At 68.7% G+C, this 21,259-nt stretch carries 30 protein-coding genes and 1 tRNA gene; 12 read left to right on the top strand and 19 right to left on the bottom strand.

Features of this window, described 5'->3' with window-relative positions; translation table 11 throughout:
• Positions 1–433: 433 nt before the first annotated feature.
• Positions 434–504 (top strand) — tRNA-Gly (locus QF035_RS27990).
• Between the two features lie 294 nt (positions 505–798).
• Positions 799–1,365, top strand: coding sequence for a Uma2 family endonuclease (locus QF035_RS27985; RefSeq protein WP_307523333.1), 567 nt, complete (start codon positions 799–801; stop codon positions 1,363–1,365).
• Positions 1,366–2,092: 727 nt separating this feature from the next.
• On the opposite strand, the gene QF035_RS27980 is transcribed toward QF035_RS27985, so the two are convergent.
• From QF035_RS27980 to QF035_RS27960, 5 genes are all read right to left on the bottom strand, one after another.
• Complete coding sequence (locus tag QF035_RS27980) at positions 2,093–2,410, bottom strand: hypothetical protein (protein ID WP_307523332.1); 318 nt, start codon at positions 2,408–2,410, stop codon at positions 2,093–2,095.
• 22 nt (positions 2,411–2,432) lie between these two features.
• Entirely contained in the window at positions 2,433–2,576 is a 144-nt protein-coding gene (locus QF035_RS27975; RefSeq protein ID WP_307523331.1) for a MerR family transcriptional regulator, read from the bottom strand.
• 102 nt (positions 2,577–2,678) lie between these two features.
• Complete coding sequence (locus tag QF035_RS27970; protein ID WP_307523330.1) at positions 2,679–3,707, bottom strand: MBL fold metallo-hydrolase; 1,029 nt, start codon at positions 3,705–3,707, stop codon at positions 2,679–2,681.
• 155 nt (positions 3,708–3,862) lie between these two features.
• Positions 3,863–4,885 carry an MBL fold metallo-hydrolase gene (locus QF035_RS27965; RefSeq protein ID WP_307523329.1) on the bottom strand — a complete coding sequence of 341 codons (1,023 nt, stop codon included), beginning with the start codon at positions 4,883–4,885 and terminating at the stop codon, positions 3,863–3,865.
• 83 nt (positions 4,886–4,968) lie between these two features.
• Positions 4,969–5,898 (bottom strand): serine hydrolase, encoded by a 930-nt coding sequence (locus QF035_RS27960; protein ID WP_307523328.1) that lies wholly within the window; start codon positions 5,896–5,898, stop codon positions 4,969–4,971.
• Between the two features lie 100 nt (positions 5,899–5,998).
• Between QF035_RS27960 and QF035_RS27955 the strand changes: the two genes are divergently transcribed.
• Entirely contained in the window at positions 5,999–6,967 is a 969-nt protein-coding gene (locus tag QF035_RS27955) for a LysR family transcriptional regulator (RefSeq protein WP_307523327.1), read from the top strand.
• A gap of 694 nt (positions 6,968–7,661) precedes the next feature.
• Positions 7,662–8,186 (top strand): DUF6328 family protein, encoded by a 525-nt coding sequence (locus QF035_RS27950; RefSeq protein ID WP_307523326.1) that lies wholly within the window; start codon positions 7,662–7,664, stop codon positions 8,184–8,186.
• 93 nt (positions 8,187–8,279) lie between these two features.
• Here QF035_RS27950 and QF035_RS27945 read toward each other — a convergent pair whose 3' ends face one another.
• The 4 genes from QF035_RS27945 to QF035_RS27930 form a co-directional block, all read right to left on the bottom strand.
• Positions 8,280–8,786, bottom strand: a complete 507-nt coding sequence (locus QF035_RS27945) for a hypothetical protein (protein ID WP_307523325.1) — start codon at positions 8,784–8,786, stop codon at positions 8,280–8,282.
• Positions 8,786–9,418, bottom strand: coding sequence for a hypothetical protein (locus tag QF035_RS27940; RefSeq protein WP_307523324.1), 633 nt, complete (start codon positions 9,416–9,418; stop codon positions 8,786–8,788). The genes QF035_RS27945 and QF035_RS27940 overlap by 1 nt, the downstream gene beginning before the upstream one ends.
• A gap of 130 nt (positions 9,419–9,548) precedes the next feature.
• Positions 9,549–9,722: a CsbD family protein gene (locus tag QF035_RS27935; RefSeq protein WP_307523323.1), complete on the bottom strand. Its 174-nt coding sequence runs from the start codon at positions 9,720–9,722 to the stop codon at positions 9,549–9,551.
• Positions 9,723–9,815: 93 nt separating this feature from the next.
• Positions 9,816–10,004 carry a hydrophobic protein gene (locus QF035_RS27930; RefSeq protein WP_307523322.1) on the bottom strand — a complete coding sequence of 63 codons (189 nt, stop codon included), beginning with the start codon at positions 10,002–10,004 and terminating at the stop codon, positions 9,816–9,818.
• A gap of 705 nt (positions 10,005–10,709) precedes the next feature.
• Between QF035_RS27930 and QF035_RS27925 the strand changes: the two genes are divergently transcribed.
• From QF035_RS27925 to QF035_RS27905, 5 genes are all read left to right on the top strand, one after another.
• The gene (locus QF035_RS27925) at positions 10,710–10,988 is read left to right on the top strand and encodes a hypothetical protein (protein WP_307523321.1); all 279 of its coding nucleotides are present in this window, start codon (positions 10,710–10,712) and stop codon (positions 10,986–10,988) included.
• A gap of 85 nt (positions 10,989–11,073) precedes the next feature.
• Positions 11,074–11,475, top strand: coding sequence for an ANTAR domain-containing protein (locus QF035_RS27920; protein ID WP_307523320.1), 402 nt, complete (start codon positions 11,074–11,076; stop codon positions 11,473–11,475).
• Complete coding sequence (locus tag QF035_RS27915; RefSeq protein WP_373466735.1) at positions 11,472–11,768, top strand: PRC-barrel domain containing protein; 297 nt, start codon at positions 11,472–11,474, stop codon at positions 11,766–11,768. The genes QF035_RS27920 and QF035_RS27915 overlap by 4 nt, the downstream gene beginning before the upstream one ends.
• 21 nt (positions 11,769–11,789) lie before the next feature.
• Positions 11,790–12,149 (top strand): ANTAR domain-containing protein, encoded by a 360-nt coding sequence (locus tag QF035_RS27910; RefSeq protein WP_307523319.1) that lies wholly within the window; start codon positions 11,790–11,792, stop codon positions 12,147–12,149.
• 391 nt (positions 12,150–12,540) lie between these two features.
• The gene (locus QF035_RS27905; RefSeq protein WP_307523318.1) at positions 12,541–13,356 is read left to right on the top strand and encodes a SigB/SigF/SigG family RNA polymerase sigma factor; all 816 of its coding nucleotides are present in this window, start codon (positions 12,541–12,543) and stop codon (positions 13,354–13,356) included.
• Positions 13,357–13,600: 244 nt separating this feature from the next.
• Here the strand turns inward: QF035_RS27905 and QF035_RS27895 are convergent, their stop codons facing one another.
• Genes QF035_RS27895 through QF035_RS27885 form a run of 3 tightly spaced genes read right to left on the bottom strand, consistent with a single transcriptional unit; the run spans position 13,601 to position 15,446 of the window.
• Positions 13,601–14,362, bottom strand: coding sequence for an ANTAR domain-containing protein (locus QF035_RS27895; RefSeq protein WP_307523317.1), 762 nt, complete (start codon positions 14,360–14,362; stop codon positions 13,601–13,603).
• Positions 14,359–15,024: a hypothetical protein gene (locus QF035_RS27890; protein WP_307523316.1), complete on the bottom strand. Its 666-nt coding sequence runs from the start codon at positions 15,022–15,024 to the stop codon at positions 14,359–14,361. The genes QF035_RS27895 and QF035_RS27890 overlap by 4 nt, the downstream gene beginning before the upstream one ends.
• Positions 15,021–15,446 (bottom strand): STAS domain-containing protein, encoded by a 426-nt coding sequence (locus QF035_RS27885; RefSeq protein ID WP_307523315.1) that lies wholly within the window; start codon positions 15,444–15,446, stop codon positions 15,021–15,023. Before QF035_RS27885 ends, QF035_RS27890 begins: the two co-directional genes overlap by 4 nt.
• Before the next feature lie 487 nt (positions 15,447–15,933).
• On the opposite strand from QF035_RS27885, the gene QF035_RS27880 reads away from it, so the two are divergent.
• The 3 genes from QF035_RS27880 to QF035_RS27865 all read left to right on the top strand — a co-directional run bounded on the left by QF035_RS27880 (position 15,934) and on the right by QF035_RS27865 (position 17,446).
• Positions 15,934–16,374 (top strand): Asp23/Gls24 family envelope stress response protein, encoded by a 441-nt coding sequence (locus QF035_RS27880; protein WP_373466981.1) that lies wholly within the window; start codon positions 15,934–15,936, stop codon positions 16,372–16,374.
• 299 nt (positions 16,375–16,673) lie between these two features.
• The gene (locus QF035_RS27870; RefSeq protein ID WP_186001649.1) at positions 16,674–16,859 is read left to right on the top strand and encodes a hypothetical protein; all 186 of its coding nucleotides are present in this window, start codon (positions 16,674–16,676) and stop codon (positions 16,857–16,859) included.
• Between the two features lie 266 nt (positions 16,860–17,125).
• Positions 17,126–17,446: a three-helix bundle dimerization domain-containing protein gene (locus tag QF035_RS27865; protein WP_307523314.1), complete on the top strand. Its 321-nt coding sequence runs from the start codon at positions 17,126–17,128 to the stop codon at positions 17,444–17,446.
• Positions 17,447–17,946: 500 nt separating this feature from the next.
• Here the strand turns inward: QF035_RS27865 and QF035_RS27860 are convergent, their stop codons facing one another.
• The 7 genes from QF035_RS27860 to QF035_RS27830 all read right to left on the bottom strand — a co-directional run bounded on the left by QF035_RS27860 (position 17,947) and on the right by QF035_RS27830 (position 21,143).
• Positions 17,947–18,240: a class I SAM-dependent methyltransferase gene (locus tag QF035_RS27860; RefSeq protein ID WP_307523313.1), complete on the bottom strand. Its 294-nt coding sequence runs from the start codon at positions 18,238–18,240 to the stop codon at positions 17,947–17,949.
• 38 nt (positions 18,241–18,278) lie between these two features.
• A complete protein-coding gene (locus QF035_RS27855) occupies positions 18,279–18,548 on the bottom strand; it encodes a gas vesicle protein K (RefSeq protein WP_143644880.1) in 270 nt (89 codons plus the stop codon).
• Between the two features lie 143 nt (positions 18,549–18,691).
• On the bottom strand, positions 18,692–18,877 hold the full coding sequence (locus QF035_RS27850; protein ID WP_143644875.1) for a gas vesicle protein: 186 nt from the start codon (positions 18,875–18,877) through the stop codon (positions 18,692–18,694).
• A complete protein-coding gene (locus tag QF035_RS27845) occupies positions 18,874–19,731 on the bottom strand; it encodes a GvpL/GvpF family gas vesicle protein (RefSeq protein WP_307523312.1) in 858 nt (285 codons plus the stop codon). The genes QF035_RS27850 and QF035_RS27845 overlap by 4 nt, the downstream gene beginning before the upstream one ends.
• A complete protein-coding gene (locus tag QF035_RS27840) occupies positions 19,721–20,086 on the bottom strand; it encodes a gas vesicle protein (protein ID WP_307523311.1) in 366 nt (121 codons plus the stop codon). Before QF035_RS27840 ends, QF035_RS27845 begins: the two co-directional genes overlap by 11 nt.
• The gene (locus QF035_RS27835) at positions 20,083–20,370 is read right to left on the bottom strand and encodes a gas vesicle protein GvpG (RefSeq protein WP_307523310.1); all 288 of its coding nucleotides are present in this window, start codon (positions 20,368–20,370) and stop codon (positions 20,083–20,085) included. The genes QF035_RS27840 and QF035_RS27835 overlap by 4 nt, the downstream gene beginning before the upstream one ends.
• Positions 20,371–20,429: 59 nt before the next feature.
• The gene (locus tag QF035_RS27830) at positions 20,430–21,143 is read right to left on the bottom strand and encodes a GvpL/GvpF family gas vesicle protein (RefSeq protein ID WP_307523309.1); all 714 of its coding nucleotides are present in this window, start codon (positions 21,141–21,143) and stop codon (positions 20,430–20,432) included.
• Positions 21,144–21,259: the final 116 nt, after the last annotated feature.

Here is a 21,259-nt window from a genome sequence, read left to right as displayed (position 1 = left end):
GCGCCTCTCGTACTCCACAGGTACGACATTGCGGAGCCGGGCACAGCGTGGGCAACGGATCAGCCGGCCGGGGCCGAGCCGATCGGCCTGCTGCATCGGAAGCGAGGCGGTGCTGAACACGTGCCCTTCGGCACAACGGACAACGGTGCTGCGTTCCATCAAGTCCTCAGAGTCCCTTCCCCAAGAGCCGCGTCTGACTGACGACGAAGCGCCACATTACGGGACGAAGAGGACGACCCTCCAGGCGGCACTCCGATCCCGCGCGGCCCCTCTTCAACCCCTCCACCGTACGCCCCAACTCCCGCGCCCCGCAGCCCCGTCCACCCCCCGAAACAGCACCGGGCCCCACGGCTTCAGCGCCGGGGGCCTGGCATGAGGTATGGTGATTCCGCGTTTCCGACACCGGTCCAAACCGTCCGAACCGGCGTCTTTCGCGGGTGTAGTTTAGTGGTAGAACATCAGCTTCCCAAGCTGAGAGTGCGAGTTCGATTCTCGTCACCCGCTCTTCTTGAAGCCCCAGGTCAGCTGGCCTGGGGCTTGTCGCGTGGGACAGGCCGTCGTGAACGCGGTGCGCGGCCTGCTCGAAGAGCACGACCACATCGTTCAGGAGATATCCGGGCAGGACGACTTCGGTAGCGAGTGGGACGACCGGTCCGGACCTCGTCCGCCTCCACCCGGACCAGACGCACGCCGAGAATGAGCACAGGCCGAGTCCCGTGCGAGGCGGCTTGCGAGTTGGAGACAGTACGCTGAGTCCAGCGGGATCGGGCCCGCCGCACAGTGTCCGGGAGGCATGTCATGACGGCCGAGATGGTGGCCCCCGCGTGGATGCATGAGCAGATCACGGCGGAGGAATACGAGTCGTGGTCCGAGGAGCAGTGCGCCGGTATCGAGATCGTGGACGGAATGGTCGTCGTGAGCCCCAGCGCATCCAAGCGGCACAACCGGCTGGCCCGGATCCTGGCGAACTCCCTGGACGCCGCCGCGGGCCCCGACTGGAACGCCGACACGGACTTCGACGTCCGACTGCAGGACGTACCCCTCACCAACCGGCGCCCCGATGTGATCGTCTACCGCGCTGACACGATCGACGTCATGCCCACCCGGCCCGAGCACGTACTGCTGGTGGCCGAGGTGGTGTCGCCTGGCTCGGAGACCACCGACCGGATCGTGAAGGTCGACCAGTACGCCAAGGCGGGCATCGGCTTCTACTGGCGGATCGAGCAGGCCGCGACGGGTACACCGCTGGTGTATACGTACCTGCTCGACCCCGCGACGAAGACCTACCGGGACGGCGACGTGTTCACTGGGGTCGTGAAGGTCGCCGCCCCCTTCGCCGTGGAGATCGACCTGAGCCAGGTCTGAAACGGCCGCAGGGCAGGCGGAGGGGTTGCGGCGTTACGCCAGAAGGGCTCCTGCGGTCGTGCGCGAAAGCAACCGAGGCTCCTCGAACGACCGGAGCACAGAGGCGTAGAGCCTGCGCGGACGACTCCGCACCTCTGGTCGGACCGCTCGGCGATGCCGTGCCCACCGCGTGCCCTTCAGAGCGGGCAATCACGGTCGACAGGGGTGCGTCCCAAAGGACCACACCATCATCATTGAGCGCGTACCTGCAGGTCAGAGGCAGCGCAACTATCCGAGCGCCGTGGCTTCCCAAGCTGAGAGTGCGAGTTCGATTCTCGTCACCCGCTCCAGCATTTGCCCCCAGGTCAGCGGCCTGGGGGTTGTTTGTTGTCGGGGCCTTCCTGTGCAACTCGGCTTGTCGGGCGGCGGAAGATTGGGCACGTGGAGGGCACGAGCGCTCGGAGAGCACTGCACACCCGCCCCCCTCGCTGCTGAAACATGCGGCTGACCTGCGGTTTCACTCTGAAGTCCGCAGGAACCGCACGCGAAAGCCCTCAGCCTTGTCGTCCCACTGGGGATGGCGGCGCAACTCCCGGCACTGAGCGGGCCCGCCTGTGGGGCAGGTCGGCCACATGGTCTTCGGCAAGGCGGCGCACGCTGCTGCGGAAGCCCGGGGCCAGGGACAGTTCCGCCAGTTCCACCCACGCCTCGGCTTGTTCCTCCGTGGGGGTGTCGGGCAGTTCGGGCGTCATCGACCGCCGGGTCGCGGCGTGGGCGGAGGCGTCGACGAGACTTCGAAAACGGTGGCGAGGAAGTCGTCGATCAGACGCCGGCGTTCGGTATCGGACAGTTTGGCCAGCTGGTGCATGCGTTTCATCTCCTCAGGGGTGGGCTCGCGCTCACGCCGGGCCGCGGCGGTCAGCACTGCCCGCCGCAGCCGCAGAACCCCGATCTGGACGTCCAGCGCGGCAGCGTGCTCCGCGGCGGCTTCGCCGAGTGTGAGCTGCTGATCCTCGACGCGCCGGATCGCGTCGAGGCCGACTCCCAGTTCGCGCAGCGTCCGCACGAGGGCCAGACGACCGATGACATCAGGACCGCAGCGGCGGTAACCGGCCGGTGTGCGGCCCCATCGGCGGCACGATGCCGCGATCGGAGTAGAACCGGATCGTCTTTACGGTCAGCCCGGTGCACCGGGCCAGTTCACCGATCGAGTAGAGCGTGCCGCCGTCCATGACCCCCACTTTCGTGTCTCCCCTTGCCGGAGGCTCAAGACTTCGCCCCGCTGCTCCTCACTTGCTGCGCTGCGCCGCCATCGCCGGGATCCGGGGCGGTGCTCAGCAACACCCCTGCACCGCAGCGCCGTGCGAACGCGAGGCGCCCCGCGCGTTGCCCGCTTCGGCGTCGGCGAGCCGCCCACGCAGCATGGAGTCCATCACCGCCATGAACCGCTGCGTCCGAGGTCGGCCGAGCACGAAGGGATTCACCCCGCCCGGCCGGCTGCGGAGCTGCTCAGCACGCTGGAGGCCGTAGTCGCCCGGGTGGTTGGACAACTCCACGTCCACGTTCGCCTGCCTCATCCGCGCCCGGAAGGAGTGGATGGACGCCAGGTAGCTGCGCAGTTCCGTGCGCGTGGTGGGCGGGTTGGTGCCGCCCCACAGCATGGCCGTGTGACGCTCGCAGCCCGCCCGCACCGGGATGATCGGAGAGACGGTGCCCGGTGTGTGGCCGGGAGTGTGGTGCAGCTGGATCGTCGTACCGCCGAGTGTGAGCCGTTGCCCGTCCGCGATCTCCAGGTCCCTGGTGGGGGCATTGTCCGGACGGGTTCGGGCGATGAGGTCCCAGTCGGCCGGCGTCATCAGAACACGTGCTCCGTAGCGGTCGGCGAGGTACTGTGCGCCGCCGAAATGGTCATCGTGGCCGTGCGTGACGACGACGTACTTGATCGTCTCCGGATCGGCTCCCAGCTCGCGCAACCCGGGGACGAGAATACTCTCGGCCTCCGCGGGGGAGGTGAGCGCGTCGATCAGTACGATCCCGTCGTCGGTCAGCACCGCCATGGCGGATATCCATCCCGCGCTCAGAAAGGCCAGGTTGTCGAAGATCTTCAGCGGCTCCGGCGCGGGCGGGCGGGGAAAGCCGATGTCAGGGGTCAGAGCCCTCACGAGGGCGAGGAGGACCGGATCGCTCCCGGCCAGCCTGCGGGCACGGTCGTAGTAATCCTGTGCTTCCGCTCCGGCGGCCACGGCCGAGGAGGTGGGACCCACCGAGCCGACACCGGCCACGAGTCCGAGAGCGGCGAGCCGGCCCAAGCGACGCCTGGTGAGATAACCGGTCATGCCGTCGTGGCGGGGTAATGAAGTCATCGTGATTCTCCTGGTGGCTGTTCTGGCAGGTGTCCGAATCGGGCAACCGGTCCGCCTTGCGGCCGTACGTCGTACAGGCGTGCTCGGCCATGCCGTACCTGTTCGCCGTCGATCACTACCGCAGGGCTCCTGACGATTGTTCCGGTCTTCCTCGCCTAGTCGCTTCCGGGGTGCATGTCGCCGTCGTACACGGTGCGGTAGTCCGGGACGACGACCCGCGTTGCCGGAGACACCTTCTCGACCTGGGCGAGGAACGCTTCCAGGTCCATCGACGGGTCTCGTACCGGGGAACCTCTCAGTGGCACTTCGAAGTTGTCCCAGTGGACGGGGACGACGACGCCAGGGGTGTCCAGCGCGCGCAGCAGTCGGGGTACGTAGTGGTGGGTGGCGGTGCTGGAGGGCACGGCGATCATCGCGAGGTCGGGGCGCAGGCCCCTCACCGCCCGCTCGGAGAAGTCGCTGGCCCCCATGAGGAACGCCGACGGGCCGCTGTCCCCGGCCGTTACCTGGAAGGCGAGGGTATCGCCCTCCGGTAGGTCCGAGATGGTGCTCGGGACCGTCGGGGGCGGGGCGTTCAGCGTGCCCGGGGCGAAGTAGGCGCACTTCTTGTTGCGGCTGTGCAGGCTCGGTACGACCTCGACGGTGATCCCGCCGAAGCCCAGCACCTCGCCGCCCTTCACCACGGAGATCTGTCCCGCGTCGACCCCCAGGGCGACCAGCAGGTGGTACGTGGTCTCGGTGCCGACGACGCGGGCGCCGGTGGTCTTGGCGATGTATGGCACGTCGGCGAGGTGATCCCAGTGGGAGTGGCTGACCAGGACGAGTTCGGGACGGCCGATGTGCGCGTCCACGACCGCCGGGCGGGTTTGCAGGGGGGTGCGCGGCTCGAAGGCGCCGTCGTACAGGCCCGTGGTGAAGCGGGTGAGGTACGGATCGAAGAGTACGGTCCGGTCACCGACGTCGATGCGCCAGCCGGCGGTGCCGAGCCAGCGGAACGATGCGGAACCCGCGGCTGAGCCACTGCCTCGGCCGCGGTCACCGGCCGAGGCAGTGGCAGCCGTGGCGGAGATCAGCGGTGCGGCCGCGCCGAGGGCGGCACCGCGCAGCACCGTACGACGGTCGAGCCCGCGGTTGGACGGCGCAACTGATCCGTCAGTGACATGTATGTCCTGGGTCATGGCGTCAGGAGATCAAAGTGTGAACTCCCCTGTCCAAGACCAGAATCCGGCCCTGGTGATACGCGAACGCATATGCGATCTGGTCACCGGCCGCCGCCGCGGAGGAAGCCGACCGCGATTCCGGCGGCCTTGCCTATCGCGGCGTCCACCGTGGGGCGGGAGGCGGCCAGGTCGTGGGTGCGGGCGAAGACGGCGATCGCGTAGCACTCGCCGTCGGGGTAGCGGGCGACGCCCGCCTCCATGTGCAGCCCCGGCAGACTTCCGGTCTTGGCCGCGACCGTGACGTCGTCCGGGAAGCCCGACACCAGCCGGTGGCGGAAGACCTGGCGGCCCATCAAGTCACGTACGAGCGCGCAGGCTTCCGGCGGCCCGGCCGCATCGCTCCAGATGAGCCGGAGCAGCAGGGTGATCTCGCGGGGTGTGCTCGCTGTGGTGTGGCGGGGATCCAGCACGGCCAGCCGTCTCTTGCGATCGTTCGGCAAAGCGGGGTAGCGGACGGCGAACTCTCGCTCATCGCGTGCCCCGACCTCCGCAAGCATCGACTCCAGCAGGTCCCGCGGCCCACCCACGATCCGGGTCCGGTCCAGTCCGAGTTCCTGCGCAAGCAGTTGTACGGTGTCCAGGCCGACGCGGGCCAGCAACAGGTCAGCCGCCGAGCTGTCGCTGACCGACATCGAGAAGTGGGCCAGGTCGCGCAGCGACAGCTCAACGTCGTCCAGACAGCCGGCGGTTCCCCAGCCACCGAGCCGGTCGGCCGCGGTCACCCGCACCCGCTCCCGCGGGTCGAGCTGACCGGCGACAACCTGCCGGGCGAACTCGAGCACCAGCAGCACCTTGAAGATCGAGGCGATTACTACGGATTCGTCGGCTCCCACGGCGACTTCACGGATACCCGGCTCCGCGCCGACCTCGTTGGCGTCGGCGACCTCCGCGCGCGCGTGAACGCGGACCGCGTGCAGTTGCCCTTCGGCCACCGCATCGGCGAAGACCTGTCGGATCCGTTCCTCGATCACTGTTTCCCCCGTGCCATCGGTTCGTCCTGGTCATCGGATCGTCGGCCCCGGCCAACTGATCCATCCCCCTCACCGCGGCGCTCACGTACGATCCTTGACCGTGGACCTCTTGCGCCACCTGCGCCTTTTCGTCACCGTAGCCGACGAGCTGCACTTCAGTCGGGCAGCCGAGCGGCTGGGCATGGCACAGCCGCCGCTCAGCCAGGCGATCCGCAGGCTGGAGAAGGAGCTCGGTGCAGAGCTGTTCGACCGCTCGCAGCGCAGCATCCGTTTGAGCGCCGCTGGGGCGGCGCTGCTGGAGGATGCCCACGAACTCCTCGCCCGGGAAGAGCGGTTGCGCACGCTGGCCCGCCGCGCCGCCGACGGTGGCCTCGGCACGCTCCGCGCGGGTGTACCGCCCGACACCACGGCCGCCGTGCTGTCCGCGCTGCTCTCCGCCTGCGCGGAGCACTCTCCGGGGCTCTCCGTCGACCTGCAGGAAGTCACCACCGAGGAGCAGGTGCGGCTGCTCTCCTCCGGCGGCCTGGACGTCGGACTCGTGCACCATCCCGTCGACGCCACCGAACTGCAACTCGGCCCCGAGATCTCGCTGGATTTGGGTGTCGTCCTGCCTCGCACCTCGCCGTTGGCCCGGCTGCCGGAGGTGACGCTCGGCGAGCTCTCCGGCCACGATCTGGTGCTCTTCCCGCGGGCACACGCACCCGGCTGGTACGACTGGATCCTCGACGTGTGCCGCGCCGGAGGCTTCGTCCCCGGACGCCTTCGACACGCCTCCAATCCCGAGTTCCTGCTCGCCCTGGTGATGGCGGGGCACGGAGTCGCCTTCGACCAAGGGCCGGTGGCCCGCAAGGAGCCCCGCGTCGCCTGGCGCCCACTGGCCGACCGCCCCCTCACCCTGCGCATCAGCGGCGCCTGGCCCTCCGGCCACGTAGCTCACCCGGCCGCCCGCCGATTCGCGGAACTCGCGGCCGACGTCCTGGCCCGCGACCACACCGCAACCCCGCGGCGCAAGGGCGTCCCTCACCCACCGGACGATTCCCCGCGCCCGTGGTCGGTGGTCTATGGCTAGATGTCGGTGGTCTGCGGCTGGATTCGGAGCCCTGTGGCTCGCACACGCCGCTCCGCCGCCCACCGATTTCGCGTATCAGTCCAGTAGCCAAACGGCTGAAGCCGCTCGGTCGGCTGTGACTGCAGCGCATGCTGTCGCGTCATCTACAACGGGCAACCAAGCTGCAACGTGCAGCCGCAACGACGCCCTCGACCGACGTGCAAGTCGAGGCGCTCCAAGCACGGGGGATGCCACACCGAGACCGTGCTCTGCCACTTGGCGACGCCGTGCCCACAGCGTGCCCTTAAGAGCGGACAACCCCGGTCGACAGCGGTACGATCCGCCCCATACATCCGCCTAAGAGAGAAGACACCTGTGCAGGTCAGAGTCGCAGAACCCGCCCAAGCGCCGTAGCTTCCCAAGCTGAGAGTGCGAGTTCGATTCTCGTCACCCGCTCCAGCATTTACCCCCCCCCCCCAGGTCAGCGGCCTGGGAGTTGTTTGCGGCCTCGTAGTCAGTGGGACTGAGGTAGCCGAGGCTGCAGCCACCGCAGCACAGCTCAGCAACCAGCTCCGCGAAGCCAACGGCGCGGCCGACTGCATCCGCTGATACCAGGACGTCCGCGTCCGCCGCAGCATCGTCGCCGCGACCGTCGTACGGAATGCTCTGTCCGGCCGGGGGACCGTTGCGCGGCCTTCGAGTAGGTTGCCAGGGTATGGCTGAGGAGAATTCCCGTACGCCGCGCGAGGAGACGACGCTGGAGCGGGCCGATCGTAACTTCGGCGAGCTGCTCCAGGAGTTGAGGATCATCCAGACCGGGGTCCAGATCCTGTTCGCGTTCCTGCTGACGCTGGCCTTCACCGCCCGCTTCTCCACGCTCGACACGGCGCAGCGCACCATGTACATCACGACGCTGCTGCTCGCGGTGCTCGCAGCGGCCCTGTTCACCACTCCGGCCGCGCTGCACCGCACGCTGTTCCAGCGCGGGGCCAAGCCTGAGATCGTCATGATCTCCTCACGGCTGGCGGGGGCGGGTATGAGCGTCCTGATGCTGACCCTCACCGGTTCCGTGCTGCTCGTCGTCGACGTGGTGCTCGGCCGGGTCGAGGGTGTGATCGCGGGGAGTGCGACGCTGCTGGTGTGCGGCGGTCTGTGGGTGGTGTTGCCGCAGTTCGTCAGGCGGCACGCCGCACGGTTTGAGGCCCGGGCCGTCTCGGAGCCGCCGGATGGATCGGGCTGAATGCTTCAAGCAGCACACAGCCGCCGCGGTTGGCCGGTGTGGTCCACGTACCGACTGACTGCGGCGGCGGTGTTTCCTGCGGGGAGGACGGTGTCACCGGCCGGAGGGCGCCGCCATGCGCAGCAGTCGTTCGGTGAGTTCCCGGTACTGCCGCAGCGCGACGCGTAGTTCTTCGGTCTGCGCTTCGGTGTCCTGGCCCTGCCAGCCCGATCGCAGGACGCGCCGTTGCTCTGTGAGGGTGTTCGTGAAGTGGGTGGTGACTTCGTCGAAGACGCTGTCGGCTTCCTCCACTGCTTGGCGTGGGCTGTCGATGAAGGTGTTGAGGGCCTGTTGGAGGCGCAGGGTGAGCTTGTCCCGTTCGCCGTGGGGGAGCAGCTCCGCGACCGGCTCGCGATCGGGGCTGGGGCGGTCGGCATTGGGGCGGTCGGCGTTGGCGGCGGGGGTGGCGGCGGGGGTGGTGGGTTCACGGGGTTCGTGAGCGGGTTTGGTGGCAGGTGCCTGCGGGGCTCGCTGGGTCTGCGGCGCCTGCGGGGTGCGCGGCGCCGAGGGATCCGGGCTTCCGGGCTGGGGTTGCCGTGCGTGTTCGGCGTTCTGCGACATCAGGTGTTGTTTCCCTTCGCATGGCGTCGGTTCAGTGCCCATGGCGCGTGGCCGTTGCCGTCGCGGGACTGAGGAGTCTGCGAGCTGCCCTGGTCCGCGTCGGCCGGTTGTTCGGCGACCAGTGCCTCGAAGAGGCTTCGGGCTTCGACCATGGCCTCCCGCATTTCCTCGGTGCCGCTCTGTCCGCGGGCGGCCGTGTGCATGCTGCGGTAGCCGTTGACATGGGCGGCGTGGTGGACGGAGAGGGCGGCGAACTGCTCCTCGAACTGCTCGCCGTCGGGGAAGCCGCGGTCCCTCGCCAGGCCGGCAAGGAGTGCGTCCGCCTCGGTGACGGCCTTCTGCGGTGATTCGACGAACTGCTCCTGGACGTCGGCCCACTGAGCCCTGTACTGCGCGCGGGCCTCGGGCGTCAGCGGCTGCTCCTGGAGGGAGGCGTGCTGCGTGACGCGTTCGCCGAGTTCCTGCTCGGCCGCCTTGGTGTCGCCGTTGTGGTCGGCGACGGCACGGTCGTACTCGGGTCCGAAGCGTTGCTTCAGCCCGTGCCCTCCGCCGGCCCGGATGCGTCCACGCCCGACGAGGAAGAGGGCGACCGCGGCGATGACGATCACGGCGATGATCACGATGGTGAGCATGGCTGCCTTCTCTGGCTCTCGACTCGCAGGGTGCTCGGCTTCATTGCCGTCAACTCCTGTCGTATCATTGAGCGTTGAGGCCTGCCGGGTGGCGGCCACGCGACGTGGGCACCACCCGGGGCGTTTGTGGTCAGTGCTTGAAGGCGTCCTTGGCCTTGTCGCCGGACTGCTTGAGGTTTCCGGAGACCCGGTCGGTCCTGCCTTCGCGCTGCAGTCGCCGGTTGCGGGTGGTCCGGCCGACGCGTTCGGTGACCCGGCCCTTGAATGCCTGGGTCTTGTGCTTGATCGTCTGTCCGAGGCTCATGGCTGTCCTCTGCTCGTTCGCTGGATGGGCTCCCGCGCGTGAGCGCCGTACAGGCCGCCGTCCCGGAGGGCGGGAGAGCGCCTGGTGTGTGGGCTATCCGCGGCTGTACCGGCGGCCGCCACCACGGCGTCCACCGCCACGTCCGCCACCGCCGCGCCCTCGCATGGCGAAGCCGACGACCCAGACGACCAGGAGTACGGCGGCGACCCACCAGAGGGCCTGCATGGTGAAGCCGAACCCGAACACCACCAGGATCAGCAGAAGGAGAAGAATCCAAAGCATTGCCGGGCCTCCAGATCGCGGGAAGTTCCTGAGTTCCGCGGGGTCCGGGCGAAGCGGGAAGGTGGAATGCGTCGACCGAGTGATCCGGAGTGGCATAGCCCTACGCCGTGCTGTCAGTCAACGCCTGGCAACCTCCCTTGTCAACGCGGTGTCTACACGGGGGAGTTCTGCGAGCCGGGCAGGGGCCGCTGGGACAAACGGAGCCTCGGCGGGACTGTCGACCGGCTCGGCCGGCGCCGCCGGGAGGATGTGGTCCTCCCACCAGGACAGGCCCATCACGGTGGCGAGCAGTACGAAGGGGACGGAAGCCGGAACGATCAGTACGTACATACGTACCGCCTGCGGTGGATGCGTGCGACGAGGCGGACAGCGGAGGAGGGATGCCCGCATGGGGCGCATCGGTGCGGCGCCGGGATCGGGTGGCGACGGCGGGCGCGGCCCGTTGGGGGCGGGGCGGTTCCGGCACTGATGCGCGAGGTGCGCCCTCGGAGGAGCGCGAGAGGTGATCGACGCTGCCGGGGGCTCGGGCCGTACCGCACACGCTAGCCCTCACCGCACTCCCTGGACAGACGTCAAGTGGCCATCCGGTTCCGGCGCAGGACGCTGACGTGGGTCGCTGTCCGCAACCTCTGGGGAGGGCTACGCTGTTCGTACAGGCCCCGGCCCCCGGCAGTGATGCCTTGTTCCGCTCCGGGGAGGCCCGCCGTGTTCGTTCTTCTTGTCATCCTGATCGTGGTCTTGTTCGGTCTCGGATTCATGAACCCCATCTGGTGGGTGGCCGCAGCGGTGTTGGTGTTCGGCGCCGCCCGGCACGGCCGCGATCGCGGGGGAGGCGGGATCCGTGGTGACGGTTCCGATCTCGGGGACTACCGGGACTACGAGCAGCGCCGGGACCGTCAGGACCGCTGGAACCGTCGCTACAGCCGTCGGCACCGGGCGCGCTGGAGGCGCGAGGACCGTCGGGACTACGAACGCCGCGGGTGACCGATGAAGTTGCGCCCGACATCCAGAGATTCCGGGGCGGCTTCAGCCACCCCGGACGCGCGGAAATCGTGGAGAGGAACATGCCATGCAGCGCACAACCTTGCTTCCGGAGAATTGGTGGGATCTGAGGGCCGAGGCCGTGGCGGGGGAGGCGGCGGCTCAGGACGTCGTGGCGCTGCGCGCCGAGAATGATCAGCTGCGGCGGGCACTGGCCGGCCGTATGGTCATCGACCAGGCGTGCGGCATGGTGATGGTGCTGGCCCCCTGCCGCCGTGGGCCGGCACGGAACCTGCTGATGGATATCTCACGGCAGTGCCACACCCGACTTCCGGAGGTGTCTGCGGCCGTGGTCGCGGCCTGGGAGGGTGAGCCGCTCTCGCGGCTGATGCAGCGCGCACTGCGGGATGCACTGCGGCGGCTCTACGCGGAGGACCGGGGGTGCGACTCCTCACTGGCGGATGAGCCGTCCGCCAGGGGAAGGCCATGAATCACGCAGTCGACATCCGGGAATGGCGCGACCGCGATGCCGCCGACACCGAGGCGTACGAGATCGGTGTACTGGAGGCGGTGCATGTGGACACCACCACCGACGGGACGGCCATGGCCACCATACGGACCGGACTGCCCATCCGACACCGTCTGGTCTTCGTCCCCATCGATGATGCGATCGTCGGGCCGGGGCATCTCAAGCGATCTTCAGGCACTGCGGACTGGCCTACCAGCCCGGTGCGGCCAGCGAACGGCAACTGGCGGGCCGCTGACCACCTGTGGACAGGATGACTGCCCTGTGAGGTACGGACCATGCGCCAGGTGACCACGCCCCGCGAAGAACAGCGGCTGTTGACGGCTGGGACATCGACGGGAGAGGCGGCCCTGGCTGCCGAGATTCTCGAACTGCGTGCCAAAAACGAGCAGTTGAGCCAGGCGCTGGCCAGTCGTGCGGTGATCGACCAGGCCCGCGGCATGGTGATGGTCCTGGCGCCGTGTTCCAGCGAGCAGGCCTGGGACCTGCTCGTGGACGTGTCGCAGCACTGCAACGTGAAACTCCGGGACGTGGCTGCGGCTCTGGTCGCCACGACGAAGGACGAGAGGCTTCCGGAGCCACTGCAGCGGGAGCTGAGCCGAGGGCTGCGGCGCCTCCATCCGGCAGACCGGCGGTGACGGCGTGTGCGCTGAGCGGACGGCACCGGGAGCTGTGGGTTCAACTCTCCGGTGCCTTCGTCCAGGACGGCCGTCGGACGCCTCCGTTGTGTAGCCCACCTTGTGGAGCTCAAACACCGGTCTGCCCTTCCCTGACCTTGAAGCCGTTGAGCGGGCAGAACGCTCAAGAGCACCACTCCACCGACGCGTCACTGCGGGGGCGGCGCCGCGCCCGGTGGGCAGCCGCAGTTGCTTGGTGCAGAAACTGTTTGAAAGCGGGCCGCCCGGGGACCCGTCCGCCGTGCTTCAGACCGGAGGCACGCCCGTGGGAGCAGCTGTCGCTGCTCCCCAGTGTGCTGCGGTCTGCCGGCTCCCACGGTGAGTGACGCCACCGATGAGGAGACACGCGCCCATGCCGTATGCACGCACGAAGGGCCCGCCAAGCGCACGCTCCTACGACGACGCGCCTGACACCGCCGCCGCCTTCAGCCGTATCGCCGCCCTGTCGGACTGCCCGGAGAGGTCCGCGCTGCGGCAGGAGGTGGTGTGCGCCTGGATGCCGATGGCCGTACGGCTCGCGGGGCGGTTTCGTCATCGCGGCGAGAGCTTCGAGGACCTCAAGCAGGTCGCCCAACTGGGCCTGGTCAAGGCGGTAGCGCGCTTCGACCCGAGCCGCGGTTCCGCCTTCCCGAGCTTTGCCGTACCGACGATCATCGGCGAGGTGAAGCGGCACTTCCGTGACGAACTCTGGATTGTGCATGTACCGCGGCGCGTGCAGGAGCTGCGCGGCCGGGTCCGCTTCGCCGGCAATGAGTTCGCTTCGCTCAGCGGCCGCGAACCCTCGGTCCGCGAGATCGCGGCGCACAGCGGCCTGACCGAGGCGGAGGTACTGCTGGGCCAGGGGGCGCTGGCCAGCTTCGCCGCCCTGTCCGTGGACGCCGTGCCCGGCCACTCCGAGGACAGCCACCCACTGACCGACACGCTTGGTGGCCTGGAGCCCGGCTTCGACCGGGTCGTCAATCGTGAGGCGCTCCGACCGCTCCTGCGGGCACTGCCCGAACGCGACCGGCAGATCCTGTACATGCGGTTCTTCTGCGAGATGACACAGAGCCGCATCGGCGAGCAGCTCGGTATCTCCCAGATGCACGTCTCCCGTCTGCTCACCCACACCTGTGCACGCCTGCGCGACCAGATGATGGCGGACCGCGATCCGAGGAGCACATCGTGACCAGGTCCCGGGTGCACAGGCGCAGCCAGCCGCCGGGGCATCGGCGGGGTACTCGTCTTCCGGGCGGCGGTGCAGAGCGGCTACGAGAAGATCTGGGAGCTGTCCCCAGCCCGCTGGTACGCGAGATGGCGGCATGTGCTGTGGCTCGCCGTGCTCGTCGGGACCCTCTACCTGACCGCCACCACCACCCTGTGGCGCCATTCACCGGCCGGCACGCTGGCTGCGACGCTGAGCGCCGTCCTGCTCAGGCGTCATCGTCCGTCCGTTTCGGTTCGGTGTCCGGGGAGAAGCGGAGCCGGTGGGCCACCACGTCGGCGGCCACGTCGGCGAGCCGGCGTCCCTGCGTGTAGGCGTAGGCGCGCAGCCGGACGAAGGCTTCGTCGATGCCGACTTCGAGCTGGACGGTGAGGATGCCGGTGGCCTGGTCGATCTCCGCCCGGTATCCGCCCAGGTCCTCGAAGCCCCGGTCTGCCAGTGCTCCGTCGGCTGGTCCGCCCGTCTCCTCGATCCGGGCATCGAGCAGGAGCAGCGTCGCGAGGTCGGCGAAGGCCAGCGCGTCGGCCAGCTCCTCCGCGTCCAGCACGGTCGGCACGTCGGCATACAGGTCCAGGACTCCCGGGCTGATCGCCCCGATCTGCAGGGGGAGTGCGAAGACCGCCCGTGCCCCGGTTTCCAGGGCCGCGTCGGCGAACACGGTCCAGCGGTCCTGCAGCCCGCCGGTCAGCAGATCGGGCGTCAAGACCGCGGAACCCTGCGTGAAGGCGTCCACACAGGGTCCTTCACCCAGGGTGAGCTGCAGCTCCTCCAGCTGCTCGCTGATGGTGTCGGTGCTGCACAGCGGATGGCTTGCGGCGGTCTTGGACATCGCTGATATCCCGGCTCCGCCGACCGGGAGGGCGGCCACCGCCGCGGCGCACACATCGACCACGCCGGGCCGGGCGCCGCGCCGGGCCGCCTGCTCGGCGACCAGCACCTGGATCCTGGCGGATCGGCTGTCGGACCTCATCCGGGCCACCGGGTCCAGGCATCGTGCGCCAGGCCCTCCAGCCGCGCCGTGGCGCGTTCCCCCAGGGGGAATACCAGCGCACGGAACATGGTCGGCTCCGCCGGCCGACGTACCTCTCCCACGTTCAGCCATCCCCAGGAGCGGAGCGAGGCGAGGGTCGGGTGATCGTCGGGATCCACCAAGGTGGCGCCGAGGGATGCCTGGTGGTCGCTCAGCAGCCGCTCCTGCAAACGGCGGGCCACGTCCTGGTCCTGTTCGTGTGGCTGGACCAGGATGCTGGTGATCGCGAAGACACCGCCGGACGCGGTGAGTTGCTCGATACTCTGCGGCAGTGCTCCGTCGAACCCGAGCCACCACAAGCCGTCACTGCCCACCGGGAACCCGAAGGCGCATCCCACCAGGTGGTCCGTCTCCGCGATCACCATGGCGAACCCCGGCCGGCGGATGTCACCGGTGAGACGGTTCAGGAAGTCCTGGCGGCTGCGGCTGCGGTATGCCTCAAGGGCGGGCGTCTCGCGGGAGTCGACGTACAGATCCGCCAGCTCCCCGCTCAGCCCTTGTGCCAGCCAGCGGTTCACGCGGCGCAACCGCACCGCGTCCATGGTGGACGGCTCGCCTGCCTGGGGCTTGTGCGGCTGCCCCTGCCTGGGCTGGGCCGTCACCGCGCATCGCCCGAGAAGACAGGCACCCGGGGAGCACTCCGGTGCGGCAGTGCCGGAGTGGCCAGCTCAGGGACGTTCCCGACAGACGGTGACAGATGCCAGAGCGGAAGACCCAGAAGCAGGAACCCGCAGCCGGTGACCTCGAGGATCCGCGCCAGTGACGGTGGCGGGTTGTGCAGTCGTAGGATCCCGCCGACGTCCGTGGTCCGCTGCGCGGCGTAGAGGAAGGCATTGAGGCCACTGCAGTCGCAGAACGTCACGGTGGTGAGGTCGACATCGATGATGCGGATGCCGTCGCTCAGGCATCGTGCCAGTGCCGCGCGCAGCAGCGGTGCCGATTCCAGGCCGATCTCACCGGCCAGGGTGATCAGTGCCCGTTTCCGGCGGTCATGGCGGTAGATGGTGAGCTGTGGGACCGGCATGCCGCCTCGGTTCAAAAGACCATCCGGCAGCGAGGTGGGGATACCGGGTTTCCCGGCCCCTCTTGGCGCGCTGCGGGCAGGGGCGTACGTTCGGCGGAGGCGGAACGAGGGCCTGTACAACAGGACAGGGGATCCACCCGGTTCCCTCCAGGGATGCGCCGGGTGACGGACGAAGGGTCCGCTCCCCGCAGCCATCTGTGTCGTGAAACGACAAGCCGCCGGGGTCTGGGACGTCCGTACAGCAGCATAGTCGTTTGCCCAGCCCGACGGACGGCCGGAAGTCGCCCATTCCCAGAGTGTGGACAGTGCCAGAACGCGATGGCGCGCGCATGTGCGGCGCCCCGCACGGTACTTGGGCCTGCGGCACGGAAGCGGCGGCCCACAGCCGCTCACGTATGGCAGTCCGTCGACTGCCCGAGGAGGCGGCTTCGCATGACGGAGCCGAACAGTCCAACCTTGCAGAAGCCCGATCCCGAACAGCCGAGCACTGAACTGGGCGCAATACTGCAGGCCGCGCGCCGCCCGACCTCAGGAACCACCGGAGACCCGCGGCCGGACGACCATCGCGGACGGGGTGGTGGAGAAGATCGCCGGGATCGCCGCACGGGAAGTGCCCGGAATCAACGCACTGGGCGGCGGATTCACTCGCACCATGGGCGCCGTGCGCGACCGGGTCCCCGGCGGGCACGCGAGCGCGGGGCGCGGTGTCAAGGTCGAGGTCGGCGAGAAACAGACCGCCATCGACCTCCAGGTCGCCGTCGAATACGGGGTCAGCATCCGTGAGATCGCCGCAGAGGTCCGCGAGAACGTGATCGCCGCGGTGGAACGGATGACGGGCCTTGAAGTCGTCGAGGTGAACATCGCCGTCAACGACGTACACCTGCCGGACGAGGACACGCCGCAGACCGGCGAGGACCGTGTGCTCTAGCCGCGAGGCGGCAGGGGCAAGGACTCCGCCCCAGCGCCCCTCCGGGGCATGGGGACAGTCACCGAGTGCAGGCGGTGATCGCCTGATCCGGACGCAACTCGGCCCGGCTGGTGGGTAATCCGCGGCGGCTCCGGGTTCGGATCCGTGAGCGAGAGGATGGAACACATCGCTTTGCTCAGCGTCGACTTCCGCTTCTCCGGCTGGAGCTTCCTCGGGTGGAGCTTCGCCGGGTCGACCAGCCAGACCCCACGCCGGCCGAGTGCACAGCGAGGAAAGCAAGCCCGACAAACATGAGGCTCGTGGGGCTGAAGATCACCTCGGTCGACGTCTCGGTGACACGGATGATGAAGGCGATGACGAAGAATGCGGCGGCCACGAATGCGAGCATCTGTCTACCCCTGCCGATGGACGACGAGCCACACGTGATCCCGGTGGCTGCGCCGCTGTCTGCTGGGTTCCCCGAACGGTGCCGATCAGTCGCGTAAATCCCGTGCCGGAGTCGGCGGCGACACCCCGGCGCTCGACCTGCTGATGCTGTGAACGAGGCAACCGGGACTGCCGATAGCGGGACCCCTCTCGGCCACTCAGCCCGCAGGCCGACCGAACCGACATGTCGAGCTCAACAACACATCTGGTGAGCAGTTGCACGCACGCGATCCGTGTGAGTATGGGAAGTGGACAGGTCGCCGTCGAGCACTCGGATCCTGATCGGATGCCGCGGTCGGCCGTCTGCGACAGTGAGGAGCGCCCCATGGGCGCGAACACGGCCGAAGCTGCGGTACCTGACACTATTCAGGAGCTGACAAACCGACTGACGGCCTCCTACGCCAACCTGCTGACGGCTGCGATCGTGCGGGATGTGGTGCAGGACTGCTACCAGCCGCTCAGTAACGCTCGTATCCCCAACTACGTGCCGATCCTCGTCGAGCACAGCAGCCGCACCAAGCTACGACAACTCACTCGGCGCTCCGATCCCACAATTCTCCTTCACGAGCACTCCGACGGGATGCGAAGCCACGCAATCGCGAGAGCTTATCGAAGGGTTCGTATCGCCCTGGCCTGCTCGGCCTAGGCGCCAGGACGCCGCGGGCGACAGGTTTCGACGCCACCCGTCTGACCCCGACGCGTTCCTCGCTTCGGCCCTCTCCTCGCTGAACAAGCCCACACCCCTGCTGCTTGGCTCAAACGACATGGGGTGTCTGACCTGATCACGCGCCGGGCAGGCTCCTCTAGTCTCGCGCTTTCATGAAACGGGCCGGGTGTCGATGTGCTGCTTCGCAGCAGCCGGACGCGCAGCACGCTTGTCTGCATCGGGAGAGTGAACTTGCCGCGGGCGGTCTCCGGTCGACTCGCGAGGAAAGCTCGGATCCGGCCCAGCGTGGCCAGCAACCCCGCGCGCGCGTCGCGATGGTCCCGACGGGACAGTCGGCGGAGCGGCGCTGCCCGTGCGGGAACACCTCCTGCTCCGGTGAGCCGAACCGGGCGAGTACGCCATTCTTTGGGAGGTGCATGTCTGCCGTCTGGGCGCGCCAGTTGGCGGGGGTGTCACGTGGGCCGATGGTCGCGCTGCCGCTAGACCCGCGCGAGCCCGGAAATCCACTCGACCTCATCGTCCATGGCGTTCCACAGTTCTGCCAGGATGCCGCCGGGCGCGAGGACCCTGGCGATCTCGGGTCCCGCGACGGCCAAGTCGAACCAGTGCATGGCGTTGTCGGCCGGCACGGCATCGACTGACGCCTCCGGCAACGGTATTGCCTCGGCACTACCCGACAGGGCACGGACAGTCGGCAGTGAGCGGCGCAGCTCGGTCAGCATCGCTGCACCGGGCTCGGCTGCGATGACTTCGGCACCCAGCGCGACCAACAACCGCGTTTGGAATCACTGTCACCCTTGGGCCGAGAACCTCAGTGGCGCCCCTCTTGCCGCGGCAGGAGGGGGCCGAGTGGGCCGAGGTCGAGGTTCAGGTCTTCGGGGCTCAAGTCGTATCGCGTGCGTAGTTCGGTCATGCGGTCGTCGAGGATCATGAGCGTCATGCCGATGCGTTCTTCCTGCTCCTCGGTCAGGTTGTTCCTTTCGACTCGGCGGATGGCCTGCCGTTCCATGAGCTGGCGCAGCAACTCCACGACGGTGAGCACCAGTCGGACGAGGTCGCGTTCGACCGTGTCCTTGTCCAGTTCGAGGCGTCGGGGCGGGGACGGTTCGGAGTCCGGTGCCGGCGTCGCCTGAGCGCCGAGTGGTAGCGGTCGTTCCGTGTCGAGAGGTGGGGGCGATGTACGCGAAGCGGGTGGCCGGCCGAGTCCGGGTTCGTCGTGTGGTGTCACGTCAGGATTCCTTCCGTGGCTCCCTCGACCGAGGTGAGCAGGGCGCGCAGGGAGATGCGGACCAGTTCCACGTCGGCGATACAGAGACTGAGGTCTCCCGTGATGACGACACCGCCGGCCAGGAGCCGGTCGAGGAGATCGACCAGAGCGACCTCTGCATGGGGCGGGCCTCCGGCCGTCACGGCGTCGTCTGCGGGATCGCGGGCTCCGCCCTTTCGGCCTGTTCCTGCGGGGGAGAGGCGAAAGAGTAAGGGGCCCACGGCCCGGTGATCTCGAGTCGGACGCCGGCAGTCCCGGCCGCGAGTGTCTCCACGCGGTCCTGGAAGCTCCGCGTGTGCTTTCGCGGGACGAGGTAGGCCGCGTTGACGATGTTCTCCCCCGGGTTCGCGGACAGTGCGGCCGACTGGGGACGATGATGCTGTATGTCAGTGGCCAGGTTCGTTTCCGCGAGCGTACGGTCCACTCGTGCGCCGAGGTCGGCGGCGGCCTGACGGGCCACATCATGGCCGTCTCGGCTCGTGCGGCGGGCGCGCAGGTAGTCACGCCCGGAGCGTGGCCGGTCCCCCGGGGACGTGGCAGTGGTCGCGTGCGTGATCGACGGATGGGCATAGATCTTGACGCCCCACTCGTCGTGGCCCTCCAGCTGGTTCAAGGTTGTGCGGAAGTGGCTGTCGTCGGCTTGGAGGCGTCGCAGCAGGCTGTCGTCGTCGAGGTAGACCGTGGCCAGCCGGAGGGGTAGTACTGCCGTATGGGAAGCCAGTGCGGCGATCACCTGGTGATGGTCGCGGGCCAGGCGCTCCAGGTCGGTGATGTCGTCGAGCCGCTGTGCGACGGCCTCTTCGGTGAAGGCGTCGGCGGGTACGTCGCTGACGACTGCGACTGTGCCTGCGCCGCGCAGTATCCGTACTGGCAGCCCATCGACGCCGCTTAGTTCTCGGGCGGCCCGCTCGGCCGCCTCGTTCTCCAGCAGTACGGCGTACGCGTAGACCGCCTCGGTGAGGCCTGCCGGGCGCGGGGCTTCGGGCTCAGAGAGCATCGGGTTCCTTCAACCGGGCGTTGAGCGACTGGAGTTCGGCGAGAAGTCGGGCGTTCTCCACGGCGAGTTCCTCCGCGCGGGCGAGGTCGGGTGACGGGGCGGGACGTACGGCACGAGAGGACAGCGTCGGGTCGTGCTCCCACCAGTCGATGCCCATCTCGCGCGCGGTGTCGACCGAGACGATGAGCAACCGCAGTTTGATGGTGAGGAGTTCGATGTCGAGCAGGTTGATCTTGATGTCTCCTGCGATCACGACCCCTTTGTCGAGGACGCGCTCCAGGATGTCGGCCAGATTGCCTGCGCCGCCCGGCTGGGGCGACGGAGCACCTGTTCGCCGCACGAGGGCGTCGGTCACGGGGAGCCTTCCTGTAGTGCCGAACCTTCGAAGTCGACCAGATCCGCGCCGTTGCCAGAGGCGATCTCTTCCAGACGATCCAGGAGTTCGTCCTCCCGAAGGCCGAACTCCTCCTCGGTGATGCGGCCGGCCAGCAGATCAGCCTCCAGTTCGGCCAGTTCATTGTGGATGGGAGCCGGGTCGGCATACTGCCGCTCCGCCTCCTGCACCACCTGTTCCAGCACCCAGGCGACCCCGTGCAGCGGAGCCAGTGGCAGGCCGAGCAGGCTGCCCAGCAGACCCATACGGCGCTCTCCTTCCAGTCGGGAGGTGGCGGGGCGAAGTGCGGTGCGCGGTCGCGCGGTCAGACGAAGCTGTAGGGCGGGAGAGGGCCGGTCACCCGGAGTTCCAACCCGTGCCCGAGGCTCTCGGCAACCTGGCCCACGGACGCGGCGAACGCATCCGCCTGCCCGCGTTCGATCAACAGGCTCAGGTTCAGGAAGACCTCGCCCGTCGGATCACCCGCGGCGACGCGGTGGGCCAGCGGCTCCAGTCGGCGGGCGATGTCCCGGGCGTGCTGCTCCTGTAGCGCCTCGACCCCGGCGGCGACGACCGTGCCGAGGGACACCTGGTCGTCGTGCGTCCCAGCGCCGTCCCGGGTGAGGGCGCTCAGGCGTCGGGCTTCGGCACTGTCGCGCAGGACATCCCGCAGGGCGGTGTCCTCGTCCTGCAGGGCCTTGACGTTGAACTCGACGCGGTCCTCGACCTCTCGGAGCCGATCGGTGAACAACGACTCCTGATCCGCCAGCGCGCGGCGCACCGCGCCGTCGTCGGGGGCGAGTGTGCCGAAGCGCAGGGGCACCACGGCACCTGCGGCACCGAGCATCAACAGCACATTCTGATGGGCGATCAGATCCCGTCGTTTGGCGCGTAGTTGTGCCGGCGCCTGGCTGACGACGGCGGCCACCCGGGCAGTGCGTACCGCCCGCAAGGGCGCGGGCGACGCCCCGATTCCGGTGGCCCCGTCGACCGGCAGCGGGTGGTCGGCGTCCGTGATCGCATAGAGGTAGAGCGGCATCCGTCAGGCCTTCCCGTCCTGCTGTCCCTTGGCCTTGCCACCCGGGGTCTTGTCGGGTGCGACGGTGGTGTCCTCCTCGTGGTGGGCCGCGGACGAAGCCGGGGGGTCGACCACCT

This window comes from Streptomyces umbrinus (genome assembly GCF_030817415.1).
GTDB lineage: Bacteria > Actinomycetota > Actinomycetes > Streptomycetales > Streptomycetaceae > Streptomyces > Streptomyces umbrinus_A.
Note: the sequence above shows the minus strand (reverse complement) of the source record. Positions and strands in the feature narration are given on the sequence as shown.

Bases quoted from the DNA above. Each gene is read 5' to 3' on its own strand.
- QF035_RS27985 (WP_307523333.1), top strand. From the start codon at position 799: ATGACGGCCGAGATGGTGGCCCCCGCGTGGATGCATGAGCAGATCACG.
- QF035_RS27975 (WP_307523331.1), bottom strand. From the start codon at position 2,576: ATGGACGGCGGCACGCTCTACTCGATCGGTGAACTGGCCCGGTGCACC.
- QF035_RS27970 (WP_307523330.1), bottom strand. From the start codon at position 3,707: ATGACTTCATTACCCCGCCACGACGGCATGACCGGTTATCTCACCAGG.
- QF035_RS27965 (WP_307523329.1), bottom strand. From the start codon at position 4,885: ATGACCCAGGACATACATGTCACTGACGGATCAGTTGCGCCGTCCAAC.
- QF035_RS27950 (WP_307523326.1), top strand. From the start codon at position 7,662: ATGGCTGAGGAGAATTCCCGTACGCCGCGCGAGGAGACGACGCTGGAG.
- QF035_RS27945 (WP_307523325.1), bottom strand. From the start codon at position 8,786: ATGTCGCAGAACGCCGAACACGCACGGCAACCCCAGCCCGGAAGCCCG.
- QF035_RS27940 (WP_307523324.1), bottom strand. From the start codon at position 9,418: ATGCTCACCATCGTGATCATCGCCGTGATCGTCATCGCCGCGGTCGCC.
- QF035_RS27935 (WP_307523323.1), bottom strand. From the start codon at position 9,722: ATGAGCCTCGGACAGACGATCAAGCACAAGACCCAGGCATTCAAGGGC.
- QF035_RS27930 (WP_307523322.1), bottom strand. From the start codon at position 10,004: ATGCTTTGGATTCTTCTCCTTCTGCTGATCCTGGTGGTGTTCGGGTTC.
- QF035_RS27920 (WP_307523320.1), top strand. From the start codon at position 11,074: ATGCAGCGCACAACCTTGCTTCCGGAGAATTGGTGGGATCTGAGGGCC.
- QF035_RS27915 (WP_373466735.1), top strand. From the start codon at position 11,472: ATGAATCACGCAGTCGACATCCGGGAATGGCGCGACCGCGATGCCGCC.
- QF035_RS27910 (WP_307523319.1), top strand. From the start codon at position 11,790: ATGCGCCAGGTGACCACGCCCCGCGAAGAACAGCGGCTGTTGACGGCT.
- QF035_RS27905 (WP_307523318.1), top strand. From the start codon at position 12,541: ATGCCGTATGCACGCACGAAGGGCCCGCCAAGCGCACGCTCCTACGAC.
- QF035_RS27895 (WP_307523317.1), bottom strand. From the start codon at position 14,362: ATGAGGTCCGACAGCCGATCCGCCAGGATCCAGGTGCTGGTCGCCGAG.
- QF035_RS27885 (WP_307523315.1), bottom strand. From the start codon at position 15,446: ATGCCGGTCCCACAGCTCACCATCTACCGCCATGACCGCCGGAAACGG.
- QF035_RS27865 (WP_307523314.1), top strand. From the start codon at position 17,126: ATGGGCGCGAACACGGCCGAAGCTGCGGTACCTGACACTATTCAGGAG.
- QF035_RS27845 (WP_307523312.1), bottom strand. From the start codon at position 19,731: ATGCTCTCTGAGCCCGAAGCCCCGCGCCCGGCAGGCCTCACCGAGGCG.
- QF035_RS27835 (WP_307523310.1), bottom strand. From the start codon at position 20,370: ATGGGTCTGCTGGGCAGCCTGCTCGGCCTGCCACTGGCTCCGCTGCAC.
- QF035_RS27830 (WP_307523309.1), bottom strand. From the start codon at position 21,143: ATGCCGCTCTACCTCTATGCGATCACGGACGCCGACCACCCGCTGCCG.